This is a genomic window from Companilactobacillus jidongensis (assembly GCF_003946575.1).
GTDB classification, from domain to species: Bacteria; Bacillota; Bacilli; order Lactobacillales; family Lactobacillaceae; genus Companilactobacillus; species Companilactobacillus jidongensis.
The window spans coordinates 77764-104747 of record NZ_RHOP01000002.1 but is presented as its reverse complement, the minus strand read 5'-3'; the positions used below and the strand labels follow the sequence as shown (position 1 = coordinate 104747).

At 38.4% G+C, this 26984-nt stretch carries 19 protein-coding genes and 5 tRNA genes; 23 read left to right on the top strand and 1 reads right to left on the bottom strand.

Annotated elements, in window-relative coordinates; translation table 11 throughout:
* Position 1: 1 nt before the first annotated feature.
* The 18 genes from EKM68_RS01845 to EKM68_RS01760 all read left to right on the top strand — a co-directional run bounded on the left by EKM68_RS01845 (position 2) and on the right by EKM68_RS01760 (position 21733).
* Positions 2 to 394 (top strand): FtsB family cell division protein, encoded by a 393-nt coding sequence (locus tag EKM68_RS01845; RefSeq protein WP_125587956.1) that lies wholly within the window; start codon positions 2 to 4, stop codon positions 392 to 394.
* Between the two features lie 22 nt (positions 395 to 416).
* Positions 417 to 818, top strand: coding sequence for a S1 domain-containing RNA-binding protein (locus EKM68_RS01840; protein WP_125587955.1), 402 nt, complete (start codon positions 417 to 419; stop codon positions 816 to 818).
* 77 nt (positions 819 to 895) lie between these two features.
* Positions 896 to 2224, top strand: coding sequence for a tRNA lysidine(34) synthetase TilS (gene tilS, locus EKM68_RS01835; RefSeq protein ID WP_125587954.1), 1329 nt, complete (start codon positions 896 to 898; stop codon positions 2222 to 2224).
* A gap of 2 nt (positions 2225 to 2226) precedes the next feature.
* Positions 2227 to 2772, top strand: a complete 546-nt coding sequence (gene hpt / locus EKM68_RS01830) for a hypoxanthine phosphoribosyltransferase (protein WP_125587953.1) — start codon at positions 2227 to 2229, stop codon at positions 2770 to 2772.
* A gap of 82 nt (positions 2773 to 2854) precedes the next feature.
* A complete protein-coding gene (ftsH, locus tag EKM68_RS01825) occupies positions 2855 to 5017 on the top strand; it encodes an ATP-dependent zinc metalloprotease FtsH (RefSeq protein WP_125587952.1) in 2163 nt (720 codons plus the stop codon).
* A 67-nt stretch (positions 5018 to 5084) separates the two neighbouring features.
* Positions 5085 to 5966, top strand: coding sequence for an Hsp33 family molecular chaperone HslO (hslO, locus tag EKM68_RS01820; protein ID WP_125587951.1), 882 nt, complete (start codon positions 5085 to 5087; stop codon positions 5964 to 5966).
* An 83-nt stretch (positions 5967 to 6049) separates the two neighbouring features.
* On the top strand, positions 6050 to 7054 hold the full coding sequence (gene dusB, locus EKM68_RS01815; RefSeq protein ID WP_125587950.1) for a tRNA dihydrouridine synthase DusB: 1005 nt from the start codon (positions 6050 to 6052) through the stop codon (positions 7052 to 7054).
* 74 nt (positions 7055 to 7128) lie between these two features.
* On the top strand, positions 7129 to 8616 hold the full coding sequence (gene lysS / locus EKM68_RS01810) for a lysine--tRNA ligase (RefSeq protein WP_125588076.1): 1488 nt from the start codon (positions 7129 to 7131) through the stop codon (positions 8614 to 8616).
* A 546-nt stretch (positions 8617 to 9162) separates the two neighbouring features.
* A tRNA-Val gene (locus EKM68_RS01805) sits at positions 9163 to 9235 on the top strand.
* Positions 9236 to 9284: 49 nt separating this feature from the next.
* Positions 9285 to 9367 (top strand) — tRNA-Leu (locus EKM68_RS01800).
* A 50-nt stretch (positions 9368 to 9417) separates the two neighbouring features.
* Positions 9418 to 9490 (top strand) — tRNA-Thr (locus EKM68_RS01795).
* A gap of 4 nt (positions 9491 to 9494) precedes the next feature.
* Positions 9495 to 9566 (top strand) — tRNA-Gly (locus tag EKM68_RS01790).
* Between the two features lie 19 nt (positions 9567 to 9585).
* Positions 9586 to 9659, top strand: a tRNA-Pro gene (locus EKM68_RS01785).
* 291 nt (positions 9660 to 9950) lie between these two features.
* The gene (locus tag EKM68_RS01780; RefSeq protein ID WP_125587949.1) at positions 9951 to 12443 is read left to right on the top strand and encodes an ATP-dependent Clp protease ATP-binding subunit; all 2493 of its coding nucleotides are present in this window, start codon (positions 9951 to 9953) and stop codon (positions 12441 to 12443) included.
* A 255-nt stretch (positions 12444 to 12698) separates the two neighbouring features.
* Complete coding sequence (rpoB, locus tag EKM68_RS01775) at positions 12699 to 16304, top strand: DNA-directed RNA polymerase subunit beta (protein ID WP_125587948.1); 3606 nt, start codon at positions 12699 to 12701, stop codon at positions 16302 to 16304.
* A gap of 29 nt (positions 16305 to 16333) precedes the next feature.
* Positions 16334 to 20002, top strand: coding sequence for a DNA-directed RNA polymerase subunit beta' (rpoC, locus tag EKM68_RS01770; RefSeq protein WP_125587947.1), 3669 nt, complete (start codon positions 16334 to 16336; stop codon positions 20000 to 20002).
* 170 nt (positions 20003 to 20172) lie between these two features.
* Positions 20173 to 20802 (top strand): alpha/beta hydrolase, encoded by a 630-nt coding sequence (locus tag EKM68_RS01765; protein WP_225422942.1) that lies wholly within the window; start codon positions 20173 to 20175, stop codon positions 20800 to 20802.
* A 112-nt stretch (positions 20803 to 20914) separates the two neighbouring features.
* A complete protein-coding gene (locus tag EKM68_RS01760; RefSeq protein ID WP_125587946.1) occupies positions 20915 to 21733 on the top strand; it encodes an alpha/beta hydrolase in 819 nt (272 codons plus the stop codon).
* Positions 21734 to 21737: 4 nt separating this feature from the next.
* Here EKM68_RS01760 and EKM68_RS01755 read toward each other — a convergent pair whose 3' ends face one another.
* Positions 21738 to 22406, bottom strand: coding sequence for a prepilin peptidase (locus tag EKM68_RS01755; protein ID WP_125587945.1), 669 nt, complete (start codon positions 22404 to 22406; stop codon positions 21738 to 21740).
* A gap of 224 nt (positions 22407 to 22630) precedes the next feature.
* Here EKM68_RS01755 and rpsL point away from each other — a divergent pair, with 224 nt between their 5' ends.
* The 5 genes from rpsL to rplC all read left to right on the top strand — a co-directional run bounded on the left by rpsL (position 22631) and on the right by rplC (position 26978).
* The gene (gene rpsL, locus EKM68_RS01750; RefSeq protein WP_076613697.1) at positions 22631 to 23044 is read left to right on the top strand and encodes a 30S ribosomal protein S12; all 414 of its coding nucleotides are present in this window, start codon (positions 22631 to 22633) and stop codon (positions 23042 to 23044) included.
* Positions 23045 to 23088: 44 nt separating this feature from the next.
* A complete protein-coding gene (gene rpsG / locus EKM68_RS01745) occupies positions 23089 to 23556 on the top strand; it encodes a 30S ribosomal protein S7 (RefSeq protein ID WP_025023860.1) in 468 nt (155 codons plus the stop codon).
* 33 nt (positions 23557 to 23589) lie between these two features.
* Entirely contained in the window at positions 23590 to 25689 is a 2100-nt protein-coding gene (fusA, locus tag EKM68_RS01740; RefSeq protein ID WP_125587944.1) for an elongation factor G, read from the top strand.
* Between the two features lie 313 nt (positions 25690 to 26002).
* Positions 26003 to 26311 (top strand): 30S ribosomal protein S10, encoded by a 309-nt coding sequence (rpsJ, locus tag EKM68_RS01735; RefSeq protein ID WP_025023858.1) that lies wholly within the window; start codon positions 26003 to 26005, stop codon positions 26309 to 26311.
* A 31-nt stretch (positions 26312 to 26342) separates the two neighbouring features.
* Positions 26343 to 26978, top strand: a complete 636-nt coding sequence (gene rplC, locus EKM68_RS01730) for a 50S ribosomal protein L3 (RefSeq protein ID WP_125587943.1) — start codon at positions 26343 to 26345, stop codon at positions 26976 to 26978.
* The last annotated feature ends 6 nt before the right edge of the window (positions 26979 to 26984 follow it).

The window sequence follows — 26984 nt, the reverse complement described above, 5'->3', positions numbered from 1 at the left end:
CATGGAAGTACGTAAATTAGCAAATTCCAATGTTTCAGTTCTTGAACCGAAGCAACAAAAAACTTCTACAAAACCTGGTCGCAGTGACTTTGAAAAAAAAGTTCATAAACGGCGACTAGTTGCTATTGGTGTTATGTTTGCTATTGTTTTGTTTACTTTGGGATTTCAGATCATCAGTGCACATATGACATATACATCGACTGCACAGAGTATTGAAGTCAGTCAAAAAAAGCTTAACAAGCAAAAAGCCACTCAAAGTGACTTGAAAGTAGAAATAAATCAACTAAAAGATAAGAATTACTTAGAGAGATATATTCGGGAAAAATATATGTACTCTAAGCCTGGCGAGTTAGTTTACAATTTGCCGGATAATGTTAATGCGATTCAAAAATAGGGGAAGGAACTATTATATTTAGATGACAGTTGAAGTAGGAGCTAAAACAGAAGGTAAGGTTACTGGAATTACAAATTTTGGGGCATTTGTTGACCTAGGTGAAGGACAAAGCGGAATGGTTCACATTAGTGAAATTGCTAATGGCTACGTTAAAGACATTCACGATGTACTTAAAGTCGGCGATACCGTAAAGGTTTTAGTTCTTAACGATAAAGATCACAAAATTGCACTTTCAATTAAACAAGCTACAGAACAACCAAGAAAGCCTAAATTCCAACACCGTGAAAGAAAGCCACAACACAAACCAGTTGAGACTTTTGATGACATGATGTCAGGATTCATGAAAGAAAGCGAAGAACGAATGAGCGTTATTCGCAAGAATACTGAAGGCAAACGTGGTGGCCGTGGTGGCCGTAGAAGTTAATAAAAACTAATAGAACAAAATAAGAGCTGTGACGATTGTCTCAGCTTTTTTTATTTCAGGGACTTTGGAGGTCAAATGTGGAATTAGATACAAAGTTACTAGGAACTGTTAGAAAAATTTTAAAAAAATATCATACTAAGAGACTACTTGTCGCTGTTTCTGGTGGCGTTGATTCGATGGTTCTATTGGATTTGATTGCTAGAATAGTTGATAAAGATTCATTTGCAGTCATCAATGTTGATCATGATCTGCGTCCAGATAGTGCAACTGAAGTGGAATTTTTAAGACGGCATTGTCAAAAAAAATCTTATAAATTTTATACCACCAAATGGACTGATCAACCGGATGATGAAGTGGGTATGGAAGCGGCTGGCCGTGAGTTTCGCTATCAATACTTTGCTAATATAATGGACAAAGATAATTATGATACGTTATTAACTGCTCATCATGCCAATGACATGGCTGAGAATATCCTAATGAAGATGATCCGCTCTGGAAATGTCTATGAAGTTACTAGTTTGCGGCAACAGCGTTCGTTTGAAAATGGTCAACTCGTTCGACCTTTATTAGATTTTACTAAGTCAGAATTACGAACTTATGCAAAAAAACATGATATAGATCATGTTCAAGATGAGACGAACTTTGAGAATATAACTATGCGTAATAGATTACGAAATAATATTTTTCCGGAGTTACAAAAAGAAAATGGACAGATGTTATCTCATTTCAGATTGTTTGATCAACAACTAACTGCGTTGATAAATTTGGCGGTTTCGCAATTTCAAGCCATTCAAGTGAATATGAAAGTGAAAATCGATGGTCACAAAATCGAAGGAAGACTGAAACCACTAGAGGTATTGGATGAAAACCAACAGACATTATTCTGGGGTGAATTCTTCACTCGTAACTTGGATATTCCTGTCAGCAATAAACAGGTGGAACAAATAATTACCGTTATATTGGGAGATAATCCTAATGCTTCTATCGATTTAGAATATGGCTGGAAATTTATTCGCACATACAATGACTTCATACTGTCAGATAAAACTGACAATATTGATTATAGTTATGCGATTAAAGTTGGAGAACCAATTTCAGTTAATAACAAAAGATTTCTATTAAAAGAATGTTCTCAAGATGAAGCAATGATCATCACAGACAAGATACCTGATAAAATAACATTACGTAATCGCCGTAATGGTGATAAACTATTAATTTCTGATGGCAGACATCAAAAGTTAAGCAAAAGATTTATCAACGAAAAAATTCCAGAATACCAAAGAAACAAAATTCCTTTGATATTATTCGATAATCAGGTAGTTTGGGTTGAAAAAATTTATAAATTAAGCGATTATTTAAAAAAAGGTAATTACTTTTTGAAAATCGACTTTGAGGATGAGGTATAGAAATGAATTCGGATATTGAAAAAATATTAGTTTCGGAAGAAGAAATCGCTAAAGCAAATGAGCGTCTTGGAAAGGAACTAACTAAGGAATATGCAGGTAAGAATCCACTTTTTGTCTGTATTCTGCGTGGAGCAGCCATGTTTATGATGGATTTGATCAAGCATGTTGATATTCCTATGGAATATGATTTCATGGATGTTTCTAGTTATGGTGGTGAAAATACTACTACAACGGGTGATGTCAGAATTATTAAAGATTTAGATACTTCATTAAGAGGACGCGATGTAGTTATCGTTGAAGATATTATCGATACAGGATATACATTGGATCGTTTGGTTAAACTATTTGAGACTCGTGAAGCTAATTCTATCAAGTTGGTTTCATTCTTGGATAAACCATCTCGTAGAATCAAGCACGTAAAGGTTGATTATATCGGTGTACAGATACCTGATGCCTTTGTCGTGGGGTACGGTATGGACTATAACGAACACTACCGCAACTTGCCATATGTCGGTGTCTTGAAGCCAGATGTTTATAGTACAAAATAATTAAGTTAGCGGTACAATTATTATTGTGTTAATGCTTGTCAATGTTACAATATGTAACGTCTAAGTAATTAGGAGGAAATATATGAAAAATAATCGAAATAGGTTAATCAATAATAGCCTGTTTTATATCTTGCTCTTCGTAGTTTTAGTGCTCGCAGCAAGTTGGTTTGCTGGTGGTCAATCCTCAGATCAATCTAAAACTCTAAGTCAGGATCAATTTATTACACAGTTGAAACAAGGGAAGGTTAAGAGCTTTAAGATTGAACCAGTTAGTGGTGCTTACCAAGTTACTGGTCAGTACAAGAAGGCTCAAACTACAGAGACAACACGTTCTGTATCTATTTTCAATAGAAGCCAAACTACTAGTCAATCTAAAGTGACTCAATTTACTTCGACCGTACTACCCAATAATGATACGCTGAAGAGAATTAATAACGCCGCTTCGGCTGAGAAAGTTAAGACGACTGCTAGTGCCAAATCACAGTCATCTCAATGGATCTCAATAATTCTTACTTTAGTACTACCATTTATTCTTTTCTTCTTTATCATCTTTGCGATGATGGGGCGTGGAGGACAAGGTGGCGGTGCAAACCGTGTTATGAACTTTGGTAAGTCCAAAGTTAAACCTGAAGACCCTAAGAAGAACAAAGTTAGATTTTCAGATGTTGCTGGTGCAGAAGAGGAGAAACAAGAACTTGTTGAAGTTGTTGAGTTCTTGAAAGATCCCCGTAAGTATGTTTCTCTAGGTGCAAGAATCCCATCAGGTGTCCTTCTCGAAGGTCCTCCTGGTACTGGTAAGACTTTGCTTGCCAAAGCTGTTGCTGGTGAAGCTAAAGTTCCATTCTATTCAATCTCTGGTTCAGATTTCGTTGAAATGTTCGTTGGTGTCGGTGCTTCGCGTGTTCGTGATTTGTTTGAGAATGCCAAGAAGGACGCTCCATCAATTATCTTTATTGATGAAATCGATGCCGTTGGTCGCCAACGTGGTTCTGGTACCGGTGGTGGAAATGATGAACGTGAACAAACACTTAACCAATTACTTATTGAAATGGACGGATTTACTGGTAATGAAGGTGTCATTGTTATGGCAGCTACTAACCGTTCAGATGTTTTGGATCCTGCTTTACTTCGTCCAGGACGTTTTGACCGTAAGATTCTTGTCGGTAGACCTGATGTTAAAGGACGTGAAGCTATCCTTAAAGTTCACGCCAAGAACAAACCATTTACTGATGATGTTGATTTGAAACAATTAGCACAAACAACTCCTGGTTTCGTTGGTGCTGATCTTGAAAACTTACTTAACGAAGCTGCCTTAGTTGCTGCTAGACGTGGTAAGCAAAGAATTGATCCAACTGATATTGACGAAGCTGAAGACCGTGTTATTGCTGGTCCAGCTAAGAAGAACCGTGTCATCTCTGATCGAGAACGTCACATGGTTGCATACCATGAGGCCGGACATGCTCTTATTGGTTTGGTTCTAAATGATTCACGAGTTGTTAGAAAGGTTACTATTGTTCCTCGTGGTAAGGCTGGTGGTTATGCCATCATGCTTCCTAAGGATGATCAAAACCTTATAACTAAGAAAGAATTTACAGAACAAATTGCTGGATTACTTGGTGGACGTACGGCTGAAGAAATAATCTTTGGCTCACAATCATCGGGTGCTTCAAATGACTTCGAGCAAGCAACACAAATTGCTCGTACAATGGTTACTGAATATGGTATGACTGATCGTCTAGGTACAGTTCAACTTGAAAAAGATGGACAACCATTTAGTAGTGGTGGATATCGTCAAATACCTGCTTACTCAGAAGATACTGCTAAGGCTATTGACCAAGAAGTTAAACGTCTTCTTGATGAAGGTCACGAACAAGCTCGAGAAATCATCGAAAGCCATCGTGAACAACATAAACTAATTGCTGAAGCTCTATTGAAGTATGAAACACTTAACGAAAAGGAAATTTTGAGTTTGTTCAATGACGGCAAGATGCCCGATAATGATATCAATACAGAATTCCCATCAGAAAGTGCTGCTACTTTTGAACAAGCAAAACGTGCTGTTGATGCTAAGGATGCTGCTAAACAAGGCGTTAAGTCAACTACAGATAAGACTGATGATACTGATGCGAATGAAACTGAATTCCCATCAGAAAAATCAGACGATTCTGAACATGATGACAATGCAGATAACAAGTCAGATTCATCAAAAGATGATAATTCTGATAACAATAATGAAGATAAGTAGTAAAATATGTATCAATCAAAGAAGCGACTCATTCGAGTCGCTTTTTTCACGGAAAGGAAATTAAAAAATGTCTGATATTTTAACTAAAGCTGTTTCCAAAGACGGTAAATTCAGAGTTTATGTTGTGAACGCGACTGAAACAATTGCGGAAGTCCAAAAGCGACACGATACTTGGAGCAATTCTACTGCCGCTCTTGGTCGGACCATGATTGGTTCGATCCTAGTTGCCACTTCGACGCTTAAAGAGGACGAAGTTTTGACAACACGTATTGTGGGTGATGGGCCAGCCGGTGCTATTGTTGTTGATGCCAATGCTAATGGTGATACTAAAGGATATATCCAAAATAATCACGTTAGTTTGCCATTGAATGACGACCATCATATTGATGTTAAAGGTGCGGTTGGAACTAAGGGTGTTCTGAGCATAACTAAAGATTTGCATTTAAAAGAGCCATTTACTGGTCAAGTACCATTAGTTTCAGGCGAGATCGGTGCTGATTTTACATACTATATGGCCAAGTCAGAACAGATTCCTTCAGCTATCGGTGTATCTGTCTTCGTGCAACCCAATGAAACAGTGGGTGCTGCGGGCGGTTTCTTAATTCAAACACTTCCAGGTGCTGGAGATACTGATATTGACAAAATTGAAAACAATTTAAAAATTGTCCCTAATCTTTCGACCTTGCTGAACGAAGGATTGAGTAATGAAGAAGTTATGAACAAATTGATGAACGGAATCGACATGAAGATCCTCGACACGATGCCAATTCAATTCAAGTGTGACTGTTCAAAAGAAAAGTTTTCAAAGTCACTTGCTACATTAGCAACTGATGAATTACAAGCAATGATTGATGAGAACCATGGAGCAGAGGCTGTCTGCAAGTTTTGTGGGAACAAATATCAATTTAATGAAGCAGAGTTGCAAAAGATAATTTCTGAAAAAAAGTAATGATGTTTGCCAATTAAATGTAAAATTTGTTATCATGTCAAGTTGTAAATAAAAATGTAAGAAGTTCTCTTGAGGTAGACGGTATGGAATGGAAAATAGGCAACGTGACGATACCTAATCAGATTGTTGTTGCTCCAATGGCCGGAATCACTAACTCGTCATTCAGACTGACTGCTCGTGAATTCGGTGCTGGATTAGTAGTTTGTGAGATGATCAGTGATCAAGGAATCAAGTATCATAACGAAAAAACAATGAATATGTTGTTCGTTGATCCAAAAGAACACCCAGTCAGTATTCAAATTTTTGGCGGTGATAAGGATTCACTTGTTAATGCCGCTAAGTTTGTTGCTGAAAACACCGCTGCTGATATAATTGATATCAACATGGGATGTCCGGTCAAAAAAGTGGTGAAAAATGATGCTGGTTCGCGTTGGCTATTAGATCCAGACAAAGTATATGAAATGGTCCATGCGGTTAGTTCCGCCATTGATAAGCCGGTCACTGTAAAGATGAGGACCGGTTGGGATGAGGACCATTTGTATGCTGTTGAGAATGCACTTGCGGCGCAAGAGGCTGGGGCTTCTGCCATTGCTATGCATGGACGTACGAGAGCACAATTCTATAATGGACATGCCAACTGGGATATTTTACATGATGTTGCAGAAAAACTAACCATTCCCTTCATGGGAAATGGTGACATCAGAACGCCTCAAGATGCTAAGTTCATGATTGAAGAAGTTGGTGCAGATGCTGCTATGGTCGGCCGAGCCGTACTTGGTAACTTATGGAAGCTCAATGCCATGGAGCATTATATTGAAACGGGGGACATATTACCTGATCCAACTGTCAGAGAAAAAGTGAATATAGCTAAACTTCAACTCGAACGTCTGGTAGACTTAAAAGGTGAGCACGTCGGTGTTCCAGAATTTCGTCAACAGGCAGCATATTATCTAAAGGGGATTCCCCATGCAGTCAGAACTCGTGCTAAAGTGATGAATGAAAATTCAATTCATGAAGTTTTTGACACATTAGATCAATTTGTTGAAAGTTACGAACAACGAGAAGCCAGATCTTCAAAAATTTCGTAGACAGGGGAAAAATTTTGAGTAACGAAAATAATAAGAAGCAACCAACTAAAGAAGATATAAAGAAAACAAGAGTCATGAATGACCAACTACGGGTTAGACGTGAAAAACTTCAAGAATTATATGATGAAGGTGTAGATCCATACGGTTCACGTTTTGTCAGAACTGACTTGACGCAAACACTTCAAGACAAATATAGCGAAGAGGCTAAGGATGTTTTGGAAGAACAAAATACACCAGTTATCATTGCAGGTCGTATGATGACTAAACGTGGTAAGGGTAAAGTTGGATTTGCTGATATCAAGGATAGAAGCGGTAAGATTCAGATTTACGTGCGTAAAGACGAAGTCGGTGAAGAGAATTATCATATCTTCAAACGTTCAGATATCGGTGATAACTTAGGTATCGAAGGACATGTTATGAAGACTGATATGGGTGAATTGACAGTTAAAGCTACTAAGGTAACTATGCTAGCTAAGTCATTACGCCCATTGCCTGACAAATTCCATGGTTTAACAAATGTTGAACAAAAGTATCGTCAAAGATATCTTGACTTGATTGCTAACCAAGACAGTTTCGACCGTTTCAAGAAACGTTCAAAAATCATCTCAGCTGTACGTGAATATTTAGATGGTGAAGACTTCATGGAAGTTGAAACACCTACTTTGAATGCCCAAGCTGGTGGAGCTAATGCCAAGCCATTTATTACTCATTACAATGCTCTAAATGAAGATATGTATTTGAGAATTGCGCTTGAATTACCATTGAAGAGACTTATCGTTGGTGGATTTGAACGTGTCTATGAGATTGGACGTGTATTCCGTAATGAAGGATTAGATACACAACACAGTCCTGAATTCACATCACTTGAAACATATGCTGCATACTTTGATTTCAATGATGTAATGGATGAAACTGAAGGGATCATCAGACATGCTTCTCAAAAAGCTCTTGGAACAACTGAAATTACGTATCAAGGTGAAGATGTTGATTTAGGCAAGCCATTCAAACGTGTATCAATGGTCGATGCTATTCAAGAAAAGACTGGGATTGATTTCACTCAAGAAATGACAGTTGATGAAGCTCGTAAATTAGCCGATGACAACAATGTTCATTATGAAAAATATTGGCAAGTTGGACACATCATTAGTGAATTCTTTGAAACATTTGTCGAAGATGAGATCAAAGAACCAACATTTATCTATGGTTATCCAATCGAAGTTTCACCACTTGCTAAGAAGAATAAACAAGACCCACGTTTCACTGATAGATTTGAATTGTATATCTTAGGACATGAATATGGTAATGCCTTTACTGAATTGAATGATCCAATTGACCAACGTCAAAGATTTGAAGCTCAAGCTGCTGAAAGAACCGAAGGTAATGATGAAGCTGAAGGTATCGATGATGATTATGTTGAAGCATTGGAATACGGTATGCCACCAACAGGTGGACTAGGAATTGGTATCGATCGTCTAGTTATGTTATTGACAGATGCACCAACAATTCGTGATGTTGTGCTTTTCCCTACTATGAAGCCTGAAGATAATAGTAATAACGAGTAATAGCGCTTCTTCGCCTACAATCAAAAGGTGATAAGACTGCTGTGGGACCGACCTCAGCCATAGTGCGGTCTGAGGTCTCGTTTTTGAACTCTGCATAGACCGCAGATTTCAAAAGTCGTCCAGTTCTGTAGGACGGTGAAACCCCGTCTTACAGAACTATCACAGCTGTCTTATCACTTTTGATCTCCGGCTATATATCCTGAACGTAATATTAGTTTGGATAGCATATCTAAATTACTGCTAAGTATTAGACGAAGGTGGAGAAATATTTCATCAGCCGTGAAGGTGGCGTTAGAACGGTAAATTATCCGTTCTTACACCACGGGACGAGCTGGGAGATTTGCGAAGCAAAGCTTCAAGTCGAGGTTCGAGACCGTATTTTGGCTCGAGCCGGTCCCCACGGCAGATGAAATATTTTGTAACCGCAGTCGGAAACAGAATAACCAATTAACTAAATATGATATTTTTCGAAAAGTTGACGAATTATCGTTGACTTTTTTTGTGTATTTTGGGTATAATAATATAGTTGTTTGTTACACGACACATGGAGGATTAGCTCAGCTGGGAGAGCATCTGCCTTACAAGCAGGAGGTCACAGGTTCGATCCCTGTATCCTCCATTAAACTTTTAAACAAGTTTAGTGGTTTTCATAGTATCATTAACACTTTGCGGGTGTGGCGGAATTGGCAGACGCGCTAGATTTAGGTTCTAGTGTCCTATGGACATGAAGGTTCAAGTCCTTTCACCCGTATTTCGATATTTATGATATTGAATTAGGTTTACACTAAGTGTTATACTGATGCCGACTTAGCTCAGTTGGCAGAGCACCTGTCTTGTAAACAGGGGGTCGGAGGTTCGAATCCTCTAGTCGGCATTATGCGGAAGTAGTTCAGTGGTAGAACATCACCTTGCCATGGTGGGGGTCGCGGGTTCGAATCCCGTCTTCCGCTTCATTATTCATGGAGCTATCGGGAAATAGCTCAGCTTGGCAGAGCATCGCGTTCGGGGCGCGGGGGTCGCAAGTTCGAATCTTGTTTTCCCGATTCAAAACAATTAAAGAGAGATCATCGACTTCTATACGAAGTGGATGATCTCTTTTGTTTGTGCTCTTTAGTAATGTCAAAGTTCAGATTGTGGGATAATAGCAATAGAAAGTTATTTATCTTGAAAATAAGTAACTTTGGTACAAAAAAAATTATATTAATGTTAAGATAGAAATCAAACTTTTTTGTGGGATAAGTGGTTTTATAGAGTAATTAAGCTAATCACTTGCATTTTTACACAACAGAATTATACTTTCTACACTAAAGAATTTATAAGTCGAGGTAGTTATCATGGACAAAGTATTTACCGAAAGCGCAAAGAACGCACTTGTTTTGGCCCAAGATCAAGCTAAAACATTTCATCATAATGCTGTTGGTACTGAACATATTCTATTAGGTCTAACAATGGAAAATGATGGTATCGCCGGTATTACTTTAAGAGACTTAGCTGTTAGCGACAAGGATGTCAAAGAAGAAATCGAACATCTGACTGGCTATGGTGATGTTTCATCTAATACCGCAAAGGGAATTTACCTTCCTTATTCGCCTAAGGGACAAACAATTCTCGCTAGTTCCGAAGAAATTTCAAATCAGTACAATACGAGTCGTATTGGTACTGAACATATTCTACTGGCTATCTTGGATGATGCTGATAATTTGGCAAATCGTATTTTATCTAATTTGGGATTAAGTCTCACAAAGACAAAGAGTCTACTATTGAACAAGATGGGAATGTCTAACAAGACAACTCGTCGAGGTATTGGACAAGGTCAAAAGAAAAAAGAAGTCGCTGGGACACCAACACTTGATTCCTTAGCACGTGATTTAACTAAGATCGCTGCTGAAAATCAAATCGATCCTGTTATCGGCCGTGAGAAAGAAGTTGAACGTACTATTCAGATTCTTAGTCGTAGAACAAAAAACAATCCTGTTCTAGTTGGCGAACCTGGTGTTGGTAAGACTGCTATCGCTGAAGGATTGGCCAACGCAATCGTTGCCAAGGATGTTCCACTAGATATGCAAAATAAACGTATCATGATGCTTGATATGGGCTCATTAGTTGCCGGTACTAAGTATCGTGGTGAGTTTGAAGATAGATTAAAGAAAATCATCGAAGAAATTTACAAAGACAAACATGTTATTTTATTCATCGATGAATTGCACACATTGATTGGTGCTGGTGGTGCTGAAGGTGCCATCGATGCTTCTAATATTTTGAAACCAGCACTTGCTCGTGGTGAATTGCAATTGATCGGTGCTACTACATTGAATGAATATCAAAAGTACATTGAAAAAGATACGGCGCTGGAACGTCGTTTTGCTCAAGTACACATCGAGGAGCCTACTGAAGAAGAATCAGTTAAGATTCTTGAAGGTTTGCGTCCAAGATATGAACAACATCATGGTTTGACGATTTCCGACGAAGCGATTGAAGCTGCCGTTAAGTTGTCATCACGTTATCTAACAAATCGTTTTTTGCCTGATAAGGCGATTGATTTGATGGATGAGGCTTCAGCTAAGGTGCGTATCCACAATGTGTCTAAGAATAATGATCTTGAAAAATTAACTAATGAATCAATGCAACTTATCAACGATAAGAATGACGCAATTTTGGATCAAGATTTTGAAAAGGCTGCTCAGATTCGTGAGCACGAACAAGATATTCAAGAAAAAATTGCTAAGATCAAAGAAGACCAAAACAATGGCCGTTCTAAGAAACCAGTTGTTAAGGTCGATGATATTGCTGAAATCATTGCTGAATGGACTGGTGTTCCAGTTAAACAGATCACTCGTAAAGAGAGCGAACGTCTATTAAACCTTGAACGTGAGCTACACAAGCGTGTTGTCGGACAAAATGCGGCTATTGGAGCTGTATCACGTGCAATTCGTCGTGCCAGAAGTGGTATGAAGGATCCTGACCGTCCAATTGGTTCATTTATGTTCCTTGGACCTACTGGTGTTGGTAAGACTGAACTTGCTAAGTCCATTGCGGAAGTAATGTTTGGTTCAGAAGATAATTTGATTCGTGTTGACATGTCAGAGTACATGGAACAATACAGTACGTCTAAGTTAATTGGTTCAGCACCTGGTTATGTTGGATTTGACGAAGGTGGACAATTGACTGAGAAGGTTAGAAATGAGCCTTATTCAGTAATCTTACTTGATGAGGTTGAAAAGGCACATCCAGATGTCTTCAATCTATTGCTACAAGTATTAGATGATGGTATCTTGACTGATGCCAAAGGTCGTAAAGTCGACTTTAGAAACACGATTATCATCATGACTTCTAACTTGGGTGCTCGTGCATTACAAGATGATAAGTCAGTTGGATTTGGTGCTAAGGATGTTCACGACGATTTCAAGGAAATGCAAGATCGTATCAATATTGAATTGAAAAAATTCTTCAGACCAGAATTTTTGAACCGTGTTGATGAAACGATTGTTTTCAAGGCACTTGATAAGGATCAACTTAAGGCAATTGCCAAGATTATGAGTAGTAATTTGGCTAAACGTCTAGAAGAGAGAAATATCAAACTAGTTATTTCTCCATCGGCATTTAGTGATTTAGTTAAGGACGGATATAATCCAGAATATGGTGCTCGTCCAATGAGAAGAACTATTCAACGTGAGATCGAAGATCCAGTCAGTGAATTGTTGCTGATGAACAAGGTCAACGAAGGTGATACGATCAAGGTTGGTTCGAAGCAAGGTAAACTATCGATCAGTGTCGCTGCTAAAAAAGCTAAGACTACAACCAAGGCTGGCAAATCATTAACTCATTAAAAAGAGCTTGACTATTGACAATGATAATGATTGCGAGTAATATTCTTTTATGAGATTTAAAGTTCAAAACGTAAGCCGCGATCTATTGTCCGTGGTTATGCCGTAATAAGAAAAAGCAAAAATAGATTCAGTTCTATTTTTGGTTTTTTTTTGCCTAAAAACCGGTTTGTAAACCGTTTTCTTGCAATTTGTAACACAATTGTAATATTAGGACGGCGTTATATTTTGAACAAATTATATGTTGAGGTGAAAAATTTGACTTATCATAACGTTAATTATGGTGCACACCGTGTTCGTCGTAGTTATGCAAAGATCAAGGAAGTACTTCCACTGCCAAATTTAATAGACATCCAAACAAATTCTTATAATTGGTTCTTAGATGAAGGACTAAAAGATATGTTTGACGATATTATGCCTATTGATGATTTTGCTGGAAATCTTTCATTGGAATATGTTGACTACAAATTACTAGAACCTAAATATACTGTTGAAGAAGCAAGACAACATGATGCTAACTACTCAGCACCATTGCATGTCACTTTGAAGTTAACTAATCACGAAACTGGTGAGATCAAGACACAAGATGTCTTCTTCGGTGACTTCCCATTAATGACAGAACAAGGTACTTTCATTATCAATGGTGCCGAACGTGTTATTGTTTCTCAATTAGTACGTTCACCTGGTATTTATTACAATGATGATACTGACAAAAACGGTCGTGTTAACTACGGTACAACAGTTATTCCTAACCGTGGTGCATGGCTAGAATTTGAAACAGATGCTAAAGGCCTTGGATATGTAAGAATTGATAGAACTAGAAAGTTGCCTATTTCTGAATTGATCAGAGCTTTAGGTTTCGGTGCTGATTCTGAAATTCTTGATATCTTCGGTGAAAATGACACTTTGAATCTTACTCTTGAAAAAGACGTACATAAGGATGAAAGTGATTCGCGTGTTGAAGAAGCCTTGAAGGATGTTTATGAAAGACTCCGTCCTGGTGAACCAAAGACTGCAGATAGTTCTCGTTCATTGCTATATGCTAGATTCTTTGACCCACGTAGATATGATATGGCTCCTGTTGGTCGTTACAAAGTCAACAAGAAGCTCAACATTAAGACAAGATTATTGAATAAGACATTGGCTGAAACATTAGCTGATCCTGACACAGGCGAAGTTATTTTGGCTAAGGATACATTATTAGATCGCGATGCTATGAGCAAACTTAGCCCATACCTTGACCGTGACGATTTCAAGACCGTTACACTTCAACCATCAGACGAAGGTGTCTTGACAGATCCTATTACTATTCAATCAATTAAGATCTATTCAGAAAATGATAACGAAAAAGTCGTTAACTTAATTGGTAATGGTCACATTGACGAACATGTTCGTACAATTCAACCTGCTGATATTTTAGCTGGAATCAACTACTTCTTGAACCTTAGAGAAGGTGTTGGTACAACCGATGATATTGATCACTTGGGTAACCGTCGTATTCGTTCAGTCGGTGAATTACTTCAAAACCAATTCCGTATTGGTTTGTCACGTATGGAACGTGTTGTACGTGAAAGAATGTCAATTCAAGACTCATCAACTGTTACACCTCAACAATTGATCAACATTAGACCTGTTGTAGCTTCAATCAAGGAATTCTTTGGTTCATCACAATTGTCACAATTCATGGATCAGACTAACCCACTTGGTGAGCTAGAACACAAACGTCGTCTATCAGCTCTTGGACCTGGTGGTTTGACTCGTGACCGTGCCGGATATGAAGTCCGTGATGTTCACTATACTCACTATGGTCGTATGTGCCCAATTGAAACTCCCGAAGGTCCTAATATCGGACTTATCAATAACTTGGCTAGTTATGCCATTATTAATAAGTACGGTTTCATCGAAACACCTTATCGTCGTGTTTCATGGGATACACATAAAGTTACAGATAAGATCGATTACTTAACAGCTGACGAAGAAGATAACTATATTGTTGCTCAGGCTAATACTCTATTGAACGATGATGGTTCATTTGTTGATAACACAATTTTGGCTCGTCACAAAGATGACAATATTGAAACAACACCTGAAAAAGTCGATTACATGGATGTTTCACCTAAGCAAGTAGTTTCAGTTGCTACAGCATGTATTCCTTTCTTGGAAAACGATGATTCTAACCGTGCCTTGATGGGTGCTAATATGCAACGTCAAGCTGTTCCTTTGATCAATCCACATGCTCCACTTGTTGGTACAAGTATGGAATATATTGCCGCCCACGATTCTGGTGCTGCATTACTTGCTAAGCATGCTGGTACGATTGATTATGTTGATGCTAAAAAGATCACTATCAAACGTGATGATGATGGTACAACTGATGAATATAAAGTTACAAAATTCCGTCGTTCAAATAACGGTAAGAGTTACAACCAAAGACCTATTGCTCGCAAGGGTGAAGTAGTTAAGGCTGGCGATATTATCGCTGATGGTCCTGCTATGGAAAATGGTGAATTAGCTCTTGGTCAAAACCCACTTATTGCTTTCATGACATGGAACATGTACAACTACGAAGATGCCATTGTGCTTTCAGAGAAACTTGTACGTGAAGATGCTTATACTTCAATCCATATTGAAGAGTACGAATCAGAAGCACGTGATACAAAGCTTGGACCTGAGGAGATCACACGTGAGATTCCTAACGTTGGTGAGGAATCACTTAAAGATCTTGATGAGTTTGGTATTATCCGTGTTGGTGCTGAAGTACGTGACGGAGATATCTTAGTTGGTAAGGTTACACCTAAAGGTGTTACAGAATTATCAGCCGAGGAACGTCTATTACATGCTATTTTCGGTGAAAAAGCTCGTGAAGTTCGTGATACTTCACTTCGTGTACCACATGGTGGTGGCGGTATTATCCAAGATGTTAAGGTATTTACTCGTGAAGCCGGCGACGAATTAGACCCTGGTGTTAACATGTTAGTTCGTGTTTACATCGCTCAAAAACGTAAGATTCAAGTTGGTGACAAGATGGCCGGACGTCATGGTAACAAAGGTACCGTTTCGATCGTTGTCCCTCAAGAAGATATGCCATATATGCCCGATGGTACTCCAGTAGATATTCTATTGAACCCAATGGGTGTTCCATCTCGTATGAATATCGGACAAGTTCTAGACCTTCACTTAGGAATGGCCGCTAGAAAACTTGGAATTCACGTTGCTACACCTGTTTTCGATGGTGTTCAAGATGATGAATTATGGGATATTGTTAAAGAAGCTGATATGGATTCAGATGGTAAGTCGATCCTTTATGATGGACGTACTGGTGAACCATTCAAGAACCGTGTTGCTGTTGGTGTCATGTACTACATGAAATTAGCCCACATGGTTGATGATAAGTTACATGCTCGTTCAATCGGACCATATTCACTAGTTACTCAACAACCACTTGGTGGTAAAGCACAATTTGGTGGACAGAGATTTGGTGAAATGGAAGTTTGGGCACTTGAAGCTTATGGTGCTGCTTATACACTTCAAGAAATCTTGACATACAAGTCAGATGATATCGTTGGTCGTGTGAAGACTTACGAAGCTATTGTCAAGGGTGAAAGTATTCCTAAGCCAGGTGTTCCGGAATCATTCCGTGTTCTGGTTAAAGAATTACAAGCTTTGGGACTTGATATGAAGGTTCTTGACTCTCATAACAAAGAAATCGAACTTAGAGATATGGACGAAGATGAAGATACGGTAAGTATTGACGCTCTATCTAAGTTTGCTAAACAACAAGAACAAAAACGTGCTGAAGAAGAAGCTAAAAAGCTTGAAGAACAACAATCAGCCGAATCACAAAGTACTAAATCAGAAAAATAGTAATAATTTAGATTTAGGGAGGTTACCTTTTGATAGACGTTAATAAATTTGAAAGTATGCAAATTGGTTTAGCATCTCCTGACAAGATTCGTAGCTGGTCTTATGGAGAAGTTAAGAAACCTGAAACAATCAACTACCGTACTTTGAAACCAGAAAAAGATGGTCTATTCGACGAAAGAATTTTTGGACCAACTAAAGACTGGGAATGTGCCTGTGGTAAATACAAACGTATCCGTTATAAGGGTATCGTTTGTGACCGCTGTGGTGTTGAAGTTACACGTTCAAAGGTCCGTCGTGAACGTATGGCTCATATCGAATTAGCTGCACCAGTTACACACATCTGGTATTTCAAGGGAATTCCATCACGTATGGGACTTGTATTGGACATGACTCCAAGAAACCTTGAAGAAGTAATTTACTTTGCTTCATATGTTGTTATTGAACCAGGCGATACAGACCTAGAACAAAGACAACTACTTACAGAATCTGAATATCGTAAGAAGCGTGAAGAATTCGGTGATAAATTTGTTGCCAAAATGGGTGCCGAAGGTATCAGAGAACTTCTCAGCAAAGTTGATATGGATTCCGAAGTTAAAGAATTACGTGAAACATTGAAGACTGCACAAGGTCAGAAACGTACACGTGCTATTAGACGTTTGGATATTATTAGTGCTTTCCAAAAATCTGGTAACAAGCCTGAATGGATGGTAATGGAAGCTATTCCCGTTATCCCACCTGACTTACGTCCTATGGTTCAACTAGAAGGTGGCCGTTTCGCTACTTCTGACTTGAATGACTTGTACCGTCGTGTAATTAACCGTAATAATCGTTTGAAGAGATTGTTAGATCTACATGCTCCTAATATCATCGTTCAAAACGAAAAGAGAATGCTCCAAGAAGCTGTTGATGCGTTGATCGATAATGGTCGTCGTGGCCGTCCTGTTACAGGACCTGGTAACCGTCCATTGAAGTCACTATCACATATGCTTAAAGGTAAGCAAGGACGTTTCCGTCAAAACTTACTTGGTAAACGTGTTGATTACTCTGGTCGTTCTGTTATCGACGTTGGTCCTACATTGAAGTTCTATCAATGTGGACTTCCTCGTGAAATGGCTCTGGAATTATTCAAGCCATTCGTAATGCACGAATTAGTTAAACGTGAAATTGCTTCTAACGTTAAAAATGCTAGAAGAAAGATTGATCGTCAAGATGACGATATCTGGGATGTACTAGAAGACGTTATTAAAGAACGTCCAGTATTACTTAACCGTGCCCCTACACTTCACAGACTTGGTATTCAAGCTTTTGAACCTGTATTGGTTGATGGTAAGTCGATCCGTCTTCACCCATTGGCCTGTGAAGCTTACAATGCCGATTTTGATGGTGATCAGATGGCCATTCACGTTCCTCTATCAGATGAAGCTCAAGCTGAAGCACGTATGCTTATGCTTGCTGCTCACCATATCCTTGCTCCTAAAGATGGTAAGCCTATCGTTACACCATCACAGGATGTTGTTTTGGGTAACTACTACTTAACAATTGAAACAAGACATATGACTGGTGAAGGTAAGATCTTCAGAGATTCAAACGAAGTTCAAACTGCATTGCTTAATGGTGATGTTCACTACCATACACGTATTGGTTTGGCTGTATCATCAATGCCAAACAAGCCATTTACTGATGAGCAACGCGATAGCATTATTATGACTAGTGTTGGTAAGGTTATCTTCAACGAAATTCTTCCAGAAGATTTCCCATACTTGAACGAACCAACTGATGATAACTTGGAAAACGGTGTTCCTGATAAGTACTTCTTAGGTAAAGGTGAAGACATCAACAAACGTCTTGATGAAATGGATCTTGTAGACCCAGTCAAGAGTGGTTACATGTCAGATATCATTGCCAAAGTATTCAAGGTTTATCGTGTTCAAAGAACTTCATCATTACTTGATGATATGAAGGAATTAGGTTACACAATCTGTACTATCTCTGGATTAACAGTTGGTGTTACAGATGTTCCTAACTTAACTGAAAAGCCTGAAATCATCGAAAAGGCCCACAAACAAGTTGCTTCAATTTCTAAGCAATTCCGTCGTGGACTTATCACTGATGATGAACGACATGATCGTGTTATCAGTGTATGGAATGATACTAAAGACGAAATTCAACAATTACTAATTGATTCATTTGATCCAACAAACCCTATCTCAATGATGTCGGACTCTGGTGCCCGTGGTAACATCTCAAACTTTACACAGCTCGCAGGTATGCGTGGACTTATGGCTGCCCCTAATGGTGGTATGATGGAAATCCCTGTTATTTCTAACTTCCGTGAAGGACTATCTGTTTTGGAAATGTTCATGTCAACCCACGGTGCTCGTAAAGGTATGACTGATACGGCCTTGAAGACAGCTAACTCAGGTTACTTGACTCGTCGTCTAGTTGATGTTGCTCAAGATGTTATTGTTCGTGAAGAGGATTGTGGTACTGACCGTGGACTTCTTGTAAGTTCAATCATGGAAGGTACAGATATGATCGAACCATTGTATGACCGTCTTGTTGGACGTTATACACAAAAGACTGTTAAAGATCCCGAAACTGGTGATGTTCTTGCTGCTCGTGGCGTTCTTATGGACGAAACATTGGCACAAAAGATCATTGATGCTGGTGTTAAGGAAGTAACAATCCGTTCTGCATTTACTTGTGATACAAAACACGGTGTATGTAAGAAATGTTATGGTCGTAACTTGGCTACTGGTGAAGAAGTTGAAATTGGTGAGGCAGTTGGTACTGTTGCTGCTCAATCAATCGGTGAACCAGGTACACAATTGACTATGCGTAACTTCCATACCGGTGGTGTTGCTGGTGGCGACGATATTACACAAGGACTTCCTCGTGTTCAAGAAGTTGTTGAAGCTAGAAACCCTAAAGGTCTTGCAATTATTTCAGAGGTTGACGGTACAATTACTGCCATCGATGAAAACCCTGCAGAACATACTAAGGAAATCACGGTTGAAGGTGCTATTGATACTAGATCTTATAGTGTTCCTTATACATCAAGTGTCGCTGTTGCTGAAGGCGATCACGTTGATCGTGGTGGCAAGTTGACACAAGGTTCAATCGATCCTAAGGAATTGATTAAGGTTACAAACGTTCAAACAACAGAAAACTATCTACTTGCGGAAATTCAAAAAGTTTACCGTATGCAAGGTGTTGATATTTCTGATAAGCATTTCGAGGTTATGATCAGACAAATGCTACGTAAGATCAGAATCCTTGATCCAGGTGATACTGATGTATTACCAGGTCAATTAATGGATATTTCTCAATTTACAGATCACAACCGTGAGACATTGTTTAACGGTGGTATTCCTGCTACAGGACGTCCAGTATTGCTTGGTATTACTAAGGCATCTCTTGAAACAAACAGTTTCTTGTCAGCTGCTTCCTTCCAAGAAACAACAAGAGTTCTTACTGATGCATCAATCAGAGGTAAGAATGATCCACTTCTTGGACTTAAGGAAAATGTTATTATTGGTAAACTTATCCCTGCTGGTACAGGTATGGCTAAGTACAACCACATGGAACCTAAGAAGACAGGTCCTATGGCTGATAACTCACTTAATGGTGCATATACAATTTCAGATATTGAGGCCCAAATGAAGGCTGAAGAATCTGCTAAAGAAGAAAAGCATTAATTAAATAAAGAACTCCATCACTATTAAATTAGTAATGGAGTTCTTTTTTGTCTAATGGTAAACGATACGAATTGTATACCATTTAATTATTATTAATAATTAAATATAATGGCAAAATAAACAATTAAGTTTAGAATAGATGTATAAACATGTTGCTGAGAGGGAACATCATGGATAAACAAAAATTAATGTACGAGAATCATAGTTTTGAAATAGATAAGTATTGGTTAGATCCAATTAATGATTTTACAACCGTAGTTAAACACCCAGTAGTAATTATTTTTCCCGGTGGAAGATTTACTTTTCAAACAGATCGAGAAGCACAACCAATTGCTTTGAAGTTTGCATCAGAAGGCTTTCATGCGATAGTATTGCACTATCAATTGATTGAAAATAATACACCAGTTTATCCACTAGCTTTACAAGAGACTGCAACAGTATTGAATTGGTTACAAAGTCAATCTGAAGTACATCAGACTGATTTAAATCGGATAGTTTTAGTGGGATTCTCGGCCGGAGGACATGTGGTTGCTAATTTCAATTCGATTATGACAAATAAAACTTCACAAAATAAGGTTATGATTGATGAAGTGAACGTGTTACCAGCTGCTAATTTTTTATGTTATCCAGTTATTGATTTAACCGCTGGCTATCCGCGAACTGAAGTTCATCGTTTAGCAGTCACATCTGATGAATTGTTTTGGCAAGCGCAAGAACATTTAACAACAGATGCTAAACCGACTTTTATTTGGCAAACATGGCTTGTCGCTAGGAACTTATTTCACGCAACAACCAGGTAATGAATTACATTTGAATAGTTTTGTAGCAAATTGGTGGGAGCTAGGAATGAATTGGTTGAAGTCGATCAATCTTCTATAGTGCTTTTGATAAACGTCCAAGGAGATGTTTCTTATGAATACACAAAAATTGTTCTATAAGAATGTTAAATTTGATATAGATACATATTGGCTGGATCCAATCAGTGATTTTACATCTGAAGTCAAGCATCCGTTGGTAATTATTTTTCCAGGAGGAGGTTTCACGTTTCATTCTGATCGTGAAGCACAGCCAATTGCGCTTAAGTTCGCCGCGGCAGGAATTCACGCTATAGTTTTGCATTACAAACTAATAAATGATGGCAAACCCATCTATCCAATATCCTTACAAGAGACGGCAGTGACGTTGAACTGGATCAAAAGTCAGGCAGAATTACATCAAATAGATTTGGATAAGGTTTTTTTAATTGGATTTTCGGCTGGAGGACATATCGTTGCTAATTACAATTCATTGATGACTGATCCGGAAACACGTGATGAAATATTTGATGAACCAATAGAAGTTGAACCGTGTGCTACTATTTTGAGTTATTCGGTAATCGATTTAACAATGGGATATCCTGATAGTGTCGATGAGGCAACAAAAATCAGCCCAGATATTTTTTATTGGCAGACTCAGGAGCATCTGACAAAAAACTCTAAACCGACTTTCATTTGGCAAACTGTTAGTGATGAAACGGTTCCTGTTATGAACTCGATTGTTTATGCACAGAAGATGGATTTATTAGGATTGCCGTATGAGTTGCATTTGTTCGCAACCGGACGTCATGGATTGTCCTTGGCAACTCATATTACTGAGGATCCTGGAGAAGGTTCATATGTGAATTATGCTGATGCAAAATGGTGGAGCATGTGCCTGAATTGGCTCAAGTTACAAAGAATATTACCGGTTTAAATAATTATGAGATCAGATAGACTATTCCCGTTGCTGCAGTGATGTAAGGAATAAATCTAAATGATCTTTTTTTATTGCCAAAATAATGAATAATACATAACAAACAGGAGATCAGAATTATTTTTAAAATATCTTCATAACCAAATAGAATGGCTAGAAGTCCTAAGAGTTCAACATCACCCAGCCCAATGCTTTGATAGAAATGATTCATCAAAAATAATGCACTGTAAGTCAATATTCCAGTGATGAAATACAATGGATATCCGTGCAGTAATGCATAAATGAAAGTTGGCAAGATTAGAGCATAACAGACAGGGTAGATATATCCATAAAAATAATCCATGAAACTAAGTGTAACCAGCATTATCATAAGTGGAATGGCAAAGTAAATATCTTTATCTTTGATTAAAACTACTATTAAGTATAATCCACCGATAGTTTCCGTTATGGGATACATTATGGGAATATCAAAATTACATTTTTTACAATTTCCACCGGTTAGTATGAAACTAAAAATTGGTATAAGCTCATACCAACTTAAAATATTCTGGCAATTATTGCACTGTGAACGCCGATTTAATTGGATTTTTGGAAAATCATGTGCGATAACCGTCAAAAATGAGACTATACTGGAACCTAGGACAAATACTACTAAATTAAATAAGTATGTCATTTTTATCACCTCAAACTAAATTACGTGTTTTATTTGAATCTTTTCTTTGATACTTCATTGACATGTACTTTTTTAGATGATATTCTAGTAGACGTGCTTTTATTAGCAGAGTAGTAGTTTGTTTAAGTATAAGCTCATATCGTATGCCACCCAGGTGGTTTATTATTTTACAAAATTATGAACCACCTGGATGTGTGTACTTAAATTTTTAGGAGGAACCTTGAATGCCTACAATTAATCAATTGGTACGTAAAGGCCGCAAGTCACAAGGGTCAAAATCAAATGCCCCTGCATTGAACTACGGTTACAACAGTATGAAGAAAGTTGCTACAAAGAACCCAGCACCACAAAAACGTGGTGTAGCAACTCGTGTCGGAACAATGACACCAAAGAAGCCTAACTCAGCCCTACGTAAGTATGCCCGTGTTAGACTATCAAACCTTATCGAAATCACAGCATATATCCCAGGTGTTGGTCACAACTTGCAAGAGCATAGTGTTGTCCTTGTCCGTGGTGGACGTGTAAAGGATCTACCTGGTGTTCGTTATCACGTTGTTCGTGGTGCTTTAGATACTGCCGGTGTTGATGGACGTATGCAAAGCCGTTCAAAATATGGTGCTAAGAAGCCTAAGAAATAATTTAATCACAAACAAAGAAATAAGTAATAACGGAGGAATTTAATATGCGTAAAGGTAGCGCTCCAAAACGCGATGTATTACCTGATCCAATGTACAACTCAAAGTTAGTTACACGTTTGATCAATCATTTAATGTACGATGGTAAGAGAGGAACTGCTTCATCAATTCTCTACCGTGCATTTGACATTATTAAAGATAAGACTGGCAACGAACCATTGGATGTCTTCGAAGAAGCCATGAACAATGTTATGCCTGTTCTTGAAGTTAAGGCTCGCCGTATCGGTGGTTCTAACTACCAAATTCCTATTGAAGTACGTCCAGATCGTCGTACAACATTAGGTCTTCGCTGGATCGTTAGTTATGCTCGTCTACGTGGTGAACATACAATGGACGCACGTCTAGCAAATGAAATTATGGATGCAGCTAACAACACAGGTGCAGCTGTTAAGAAACGTGAAGATACACATAAGATGGCTGATGCTAACCGTGCATTTGCTCATTATCGTTGGTAATTAATAATAAATTGAGAGGAGAAACAAAGTTTAATGGCTAATAAACGTGAATTCCCACTAGAAGATACTCGTAACATTGGTATCATGGCTCATATCGATGCTGGTAAAACTACAACTACAGAACGTATTTTGTACTATACTGGTAAGATTCACAAAATTGGTGAAACACATGATGGTGCTTCACAAATGGACTGGATGGCCCAAGAACAAGAACGTGGTATTACCATCACATCAGCTGCTACAACTGCTGAATGGAAAGGTAACCGTATCAATATTATTGATACTCCAGGACACGTTGACTTCACAATGGAAGTTGAACGTTCACTACGTGTTCTAGATGGTTCTATTACAGTTCTTGATGCTCAATCAGGTGTTGAACCTCAAACTGAAAATGTTTGGCGTCAAGCTACAAACTATAGTGTTCCCCGTATTGTTTTCGTTAACAAGATGGATAAAATCGGTGCTAACTTTGACTACTCAGTTCAAACACTTCATGACAGACTAGATGCTAACGCACATGCTGTTCAAATGCCTATTGGTGCTGAAGACAACTTCGAAGGTGTTATCGACTTGATCGAAATGAAAGCCGATCTATATGACGAAGATGAATTAGGTACAAAGTGGGATACAGTTGATGTCCCTGACGAATACTTAGAAAAAGCAAAAGAAAAACGTGCTGAATTAGTTGAATCAGTTGCTGATGTTGATGATGACATCATGGAGAAATACCTTGATGGCACTGAAATTAGCAATGATGAATTACGTACAGCAATCAGAAAAGCTACTATTGCATTGAAATTCTTCCCTGTACTTGCAGGTTCTGCCTTCAAGAACAAGGGTGTTCAAATGTTAATGGATGCCGTTGTTGATTACTTACCATCACCACTTGAAGTTCGTCCATACAACGCTACAGATCCTAAGGATGATAGCCAAGTTGAACTTATGGCTGATGATACAAAACCATTTGCTGGTTTGGCATTTAAGATTGCTACTGACCCATTCGTTGGTCGTCTAACATACATTCGTGTATATAGAGGAACATTGGAATCAGGTTCATACGTTCTTAATGCTTCAAAAGACAAACGTGAACGTGTTGGTCGTTTGCTACAAATGCATTCTAACCACCGTAAGGAAATCCCAGAAGTATTCTCAGGTGATATCGCTGCTGTTATCGGTTTGAAGAATACTACAACTGGTGACTCACTTACAGATCCTGATGATCCATTGATTCTTGAATCATTGGATATTCCAGATCCAGTTATCCAAGTTTCTATCGAACCTGATTCAAAGGAAGATAGAGACAAGATGGATATCGCTATCCAAAAACTTTCTGAAGAAGATCCAACTTTCCAATCTGAAACAAATCCTGAAACTGGTGAAACATTAATTGCCGGAATGGGTGAATTACACTTGGATATCATGGTTGACCGTATGAAACGTGAATTTAAGGTCGCATGTAAAGTTGGTGAACCACAAGTTGCTTATCGTGAAACATTCACTAAGTCAACAAGTGCACAAGGTAAGTTCGTTCGTCAATCTGGTGGTAAAGGTCAATACGGTGACGTATGGGTTGAATTTACACCAAATGAAGAAGGAAAAGGCTTCGAGTTCGAAGATGCTATCGTCGGTGGTGTTGTTCCTCGTGAGTATATTCCTTCAGTTGAACAAGGTTTGAAAGAATCAATGGCAAACGGTGTTCTTGCTGGTTATCCTTTGATTGATGTTAAAGCTAAGTTATATGATGGTTCATATCACGAAGTCGATTCATCAGAAGCTGCCTTCAAGATTGCTGCTTCAATTGCTTTACGTAACGCTGCTAAGTCTGCCGGTGCTGTAATTCTTGAACCTATTATGAAGGTTGAAGTTGTTGCTCCAGAAGATTACCTTGGTGATGTTATGGGCCAAATCACAGCTCGTCGTGGACGTGTTGAAGGAATGGAAGCTCGTGGTAATGCACAACTTGTTAATTCATTCGTTCCACTTTCAGAGATGTTTGGTTATGCCACAACACTTCGTTCAGCTACTCAAGGACGTGGTACTTTCACAATGGTCTTTGATCATTACGAAAAAGTTCCTAAGTCAATTCAAGCTGATATTATTAAAAAGAATGGCGGAAACGCTGAAGAAAAGTAATAGCATTAAATTAAAAGCAAATCCATTTGGATTTGCTTTTTTATTTACAAAAAAAGTCATGTTTCTTCTATATAAAGAAAACGTATTTCAAATTCAAAAAAAATGTGAAAACTCTTGAAATATGAGAAGACGGCGTGTATTATTATAAGAGTGCTTATTTCTAGTAGAAGTATGTGCTTAGAGGTATTAATAAATAATATCGACGGTTTAGAAGTGAGAGGTTGCGACACACCCGGCCGCTTTGCCACGGCAGGGCTGGCGGATATTTTCACGGAGCCGGTCATCTTGAAAGAGACAAAAAGGAGGTAACCCCATGGCAAGTCAAAAGATTCGCATTCGTTTGAAGGCTTATGAACATCGTATTCTAGATCAATCAGCTGACAAAATTGTGGAAACAGCAAAAAGAACTGGTGCTAAGATTTCAGGTCCAATTCCTTTGCCAACAGAACGTTCACTATATACAGTGTTGAGTTCACCACATAAGCACAAGGATTCTAGAGAACAATTCGAAATGCGTACACATAAAAGACTTATTGATATCGTTAATCCATCACCTAAGACAGTTGATTCATTAATGAAGCTAGATCTACCATCAGGCGTAGATATCGAAATTAAATTATAATTATCAAAAATAAATTATTGGAGGTGCAAACATGGCCAGAAAAGGAATTCTTGGTAAAAAAGTCGGAATGACTCAAGTTTTCACTGATAACGGTGAATTAGTTCCCGTTACAGTTGTAGAAGCAACACCAAATGTTGTTATGCAAGTTAAAACAGTAGAAACTGACGGTTATGAGGCCGTTCAACTAGGTTTTGAAGATAGACGCGAAGTTCTATCAAACAAACCAGCCAAAGGTCATGCAGATAAGGCAAACACAACTCCTAAGCATTACATTCGCGAATTCCGCGATGTTGAAATGGGAGACTATGAATTAGGTGGAGAAGTTTCAGTAGATTCATTTAATTCTGGTGATGTTGTCGACGTTACAGGTACAACAAAGGGACATGGAATGCAAGGTAACATTAAGATGTTTGGACAAGCTCGAGGTCCTGAGACTCACGGTTCTAGATATCACCGTATCGCAGGTTCAATGGGTGCCATCATCAACCGTGTATTTAAAGGTAAGATGCTTCCCGGAAACATGGGTAACAATCGCGTAACTACACAAAACTTAACTGTTGTTAAAGTTGATGCAGATCGTAATGCAATTATGATTAAGGGTAATGTACCTGGTGCAAAAAACTCACTAGTTAAAATTCAAACAGCTATTAAAGCTAATCAAAAATAGGAAGGA

What these genes read in the sequence shown, in the direction of transcription:
- EKM68_RS01845 (WP_125587956.1), top strand. Translation starts at nt 2, where the DNA reads ATGGAAGTACGTAAATTAGCAAATTCCAATGTTTCAGTTCTTGAACCG.
- EKM68_RS01840 (WP_125587955.1), top strand. Translation starts at nt 417, where the DNA reads ATGACAGTTGAAGTAGGAGCTAAAACAGAAGGTAAGGTTACTGGAATT.
- hpt (WP_125587953.1), top strand. Translation starts at nt 2,227, where the DNA reads ATGAATTCGGATATTGAAAAAATATTAGTTTCGGAAGAAGAAATCGCT.
- ftsH (WP_125587952.1), top strand. Translation starts at nt 2,855, where the DNA reads ATGAAAAATAATCGAAATAGGTTAATCAATAATAGCCTGTTTTATATC.
- hslO (WP_125587951.1), top strand. Translation starts at nt 5,085, where the DNA reads ATGTCTGATATTTTAACTAAAGCTGTTTCCAAAGACGGTAAATTCAGA.
- dusB (WP_125587950.1), top strand. Translation starts at nt 6,050, where the DNA reads ATGGAATGGAAAATAGGCAACGTGACGATACCTAATCAGATTGTTGTT.
- lysS (WP_125588076.1), top strand. Translation starts at nt 7,129, where the DNA reads ATGAATGACCAACTACGGGTTAGACGTGAAAAACTTCAAGAATTATAT.
- EKM68_RS01780 (WP_125587949.1), top strand. Translation starts at nt 9,951, where the DNA reads ATGGACAAAGTATTTACCGAAAGCGCAAAGAACGCACTTGTTTTGGCC.
- EKM68_RS01765 (WP_225422942.1), top strand. Translation starts at nt 20,173, where the DNA reads ATGGATAAACAAAAATTAATGTACGAGAATCATAGTTTTGAAATAGAT.
- EKM68_RS01760 (WP_125587946.1), top strand. Translation starts at nt 20,915, where the DNA reads ATGAATACACAAAAATTGTTCTATAAGAATGTTAAATTTGATATAGAT.
- EKM68_RS01755 (WP_125587945.1), bottom strand. Translation starts at nt 22,406, where the DNA reads ATGACATACTTATTTAATTTAGTAGTATTTGTCCTAGGTTCCAGTATA.
- rpsL (WP_076613697.1), top strand. Translation starts at nt 22,631, where the DNA reads ATGCCTACAATTAATCAATTGGTACGTAAAGGCCGCAAGTCACAAGGG.
- rpsG (WP_025023860.1), top strand. Translation starts at nt 23,089, where the DNA reads ATGCGTAAAGGTAGCGCTCCAAAACGCGATGTATTACCTGATCCAATG.
- fusA (WP_125587944.1), top strand. Translation starts at nt 23,590, where the DNA reads ATGGCTAATAAACGTGAATTCCCACTAGAAGATACTCGTAACATTGGT.
- rpsJ (WP_025023858.1), top strand. Translation starts at nt 26,003, where the DNA reads ATGGCAAGTCAAAAGATTCGCATTCGTTTGAAGGCTTATGAACATCGT.
- rplC (WP_125587943.1), top strand. Translation starts at nt 26,343, where the DNA reads ATGGCCAGAAAAGGAATTCTTGGTAAAAAAGTCGGAATGACTCAAGTT.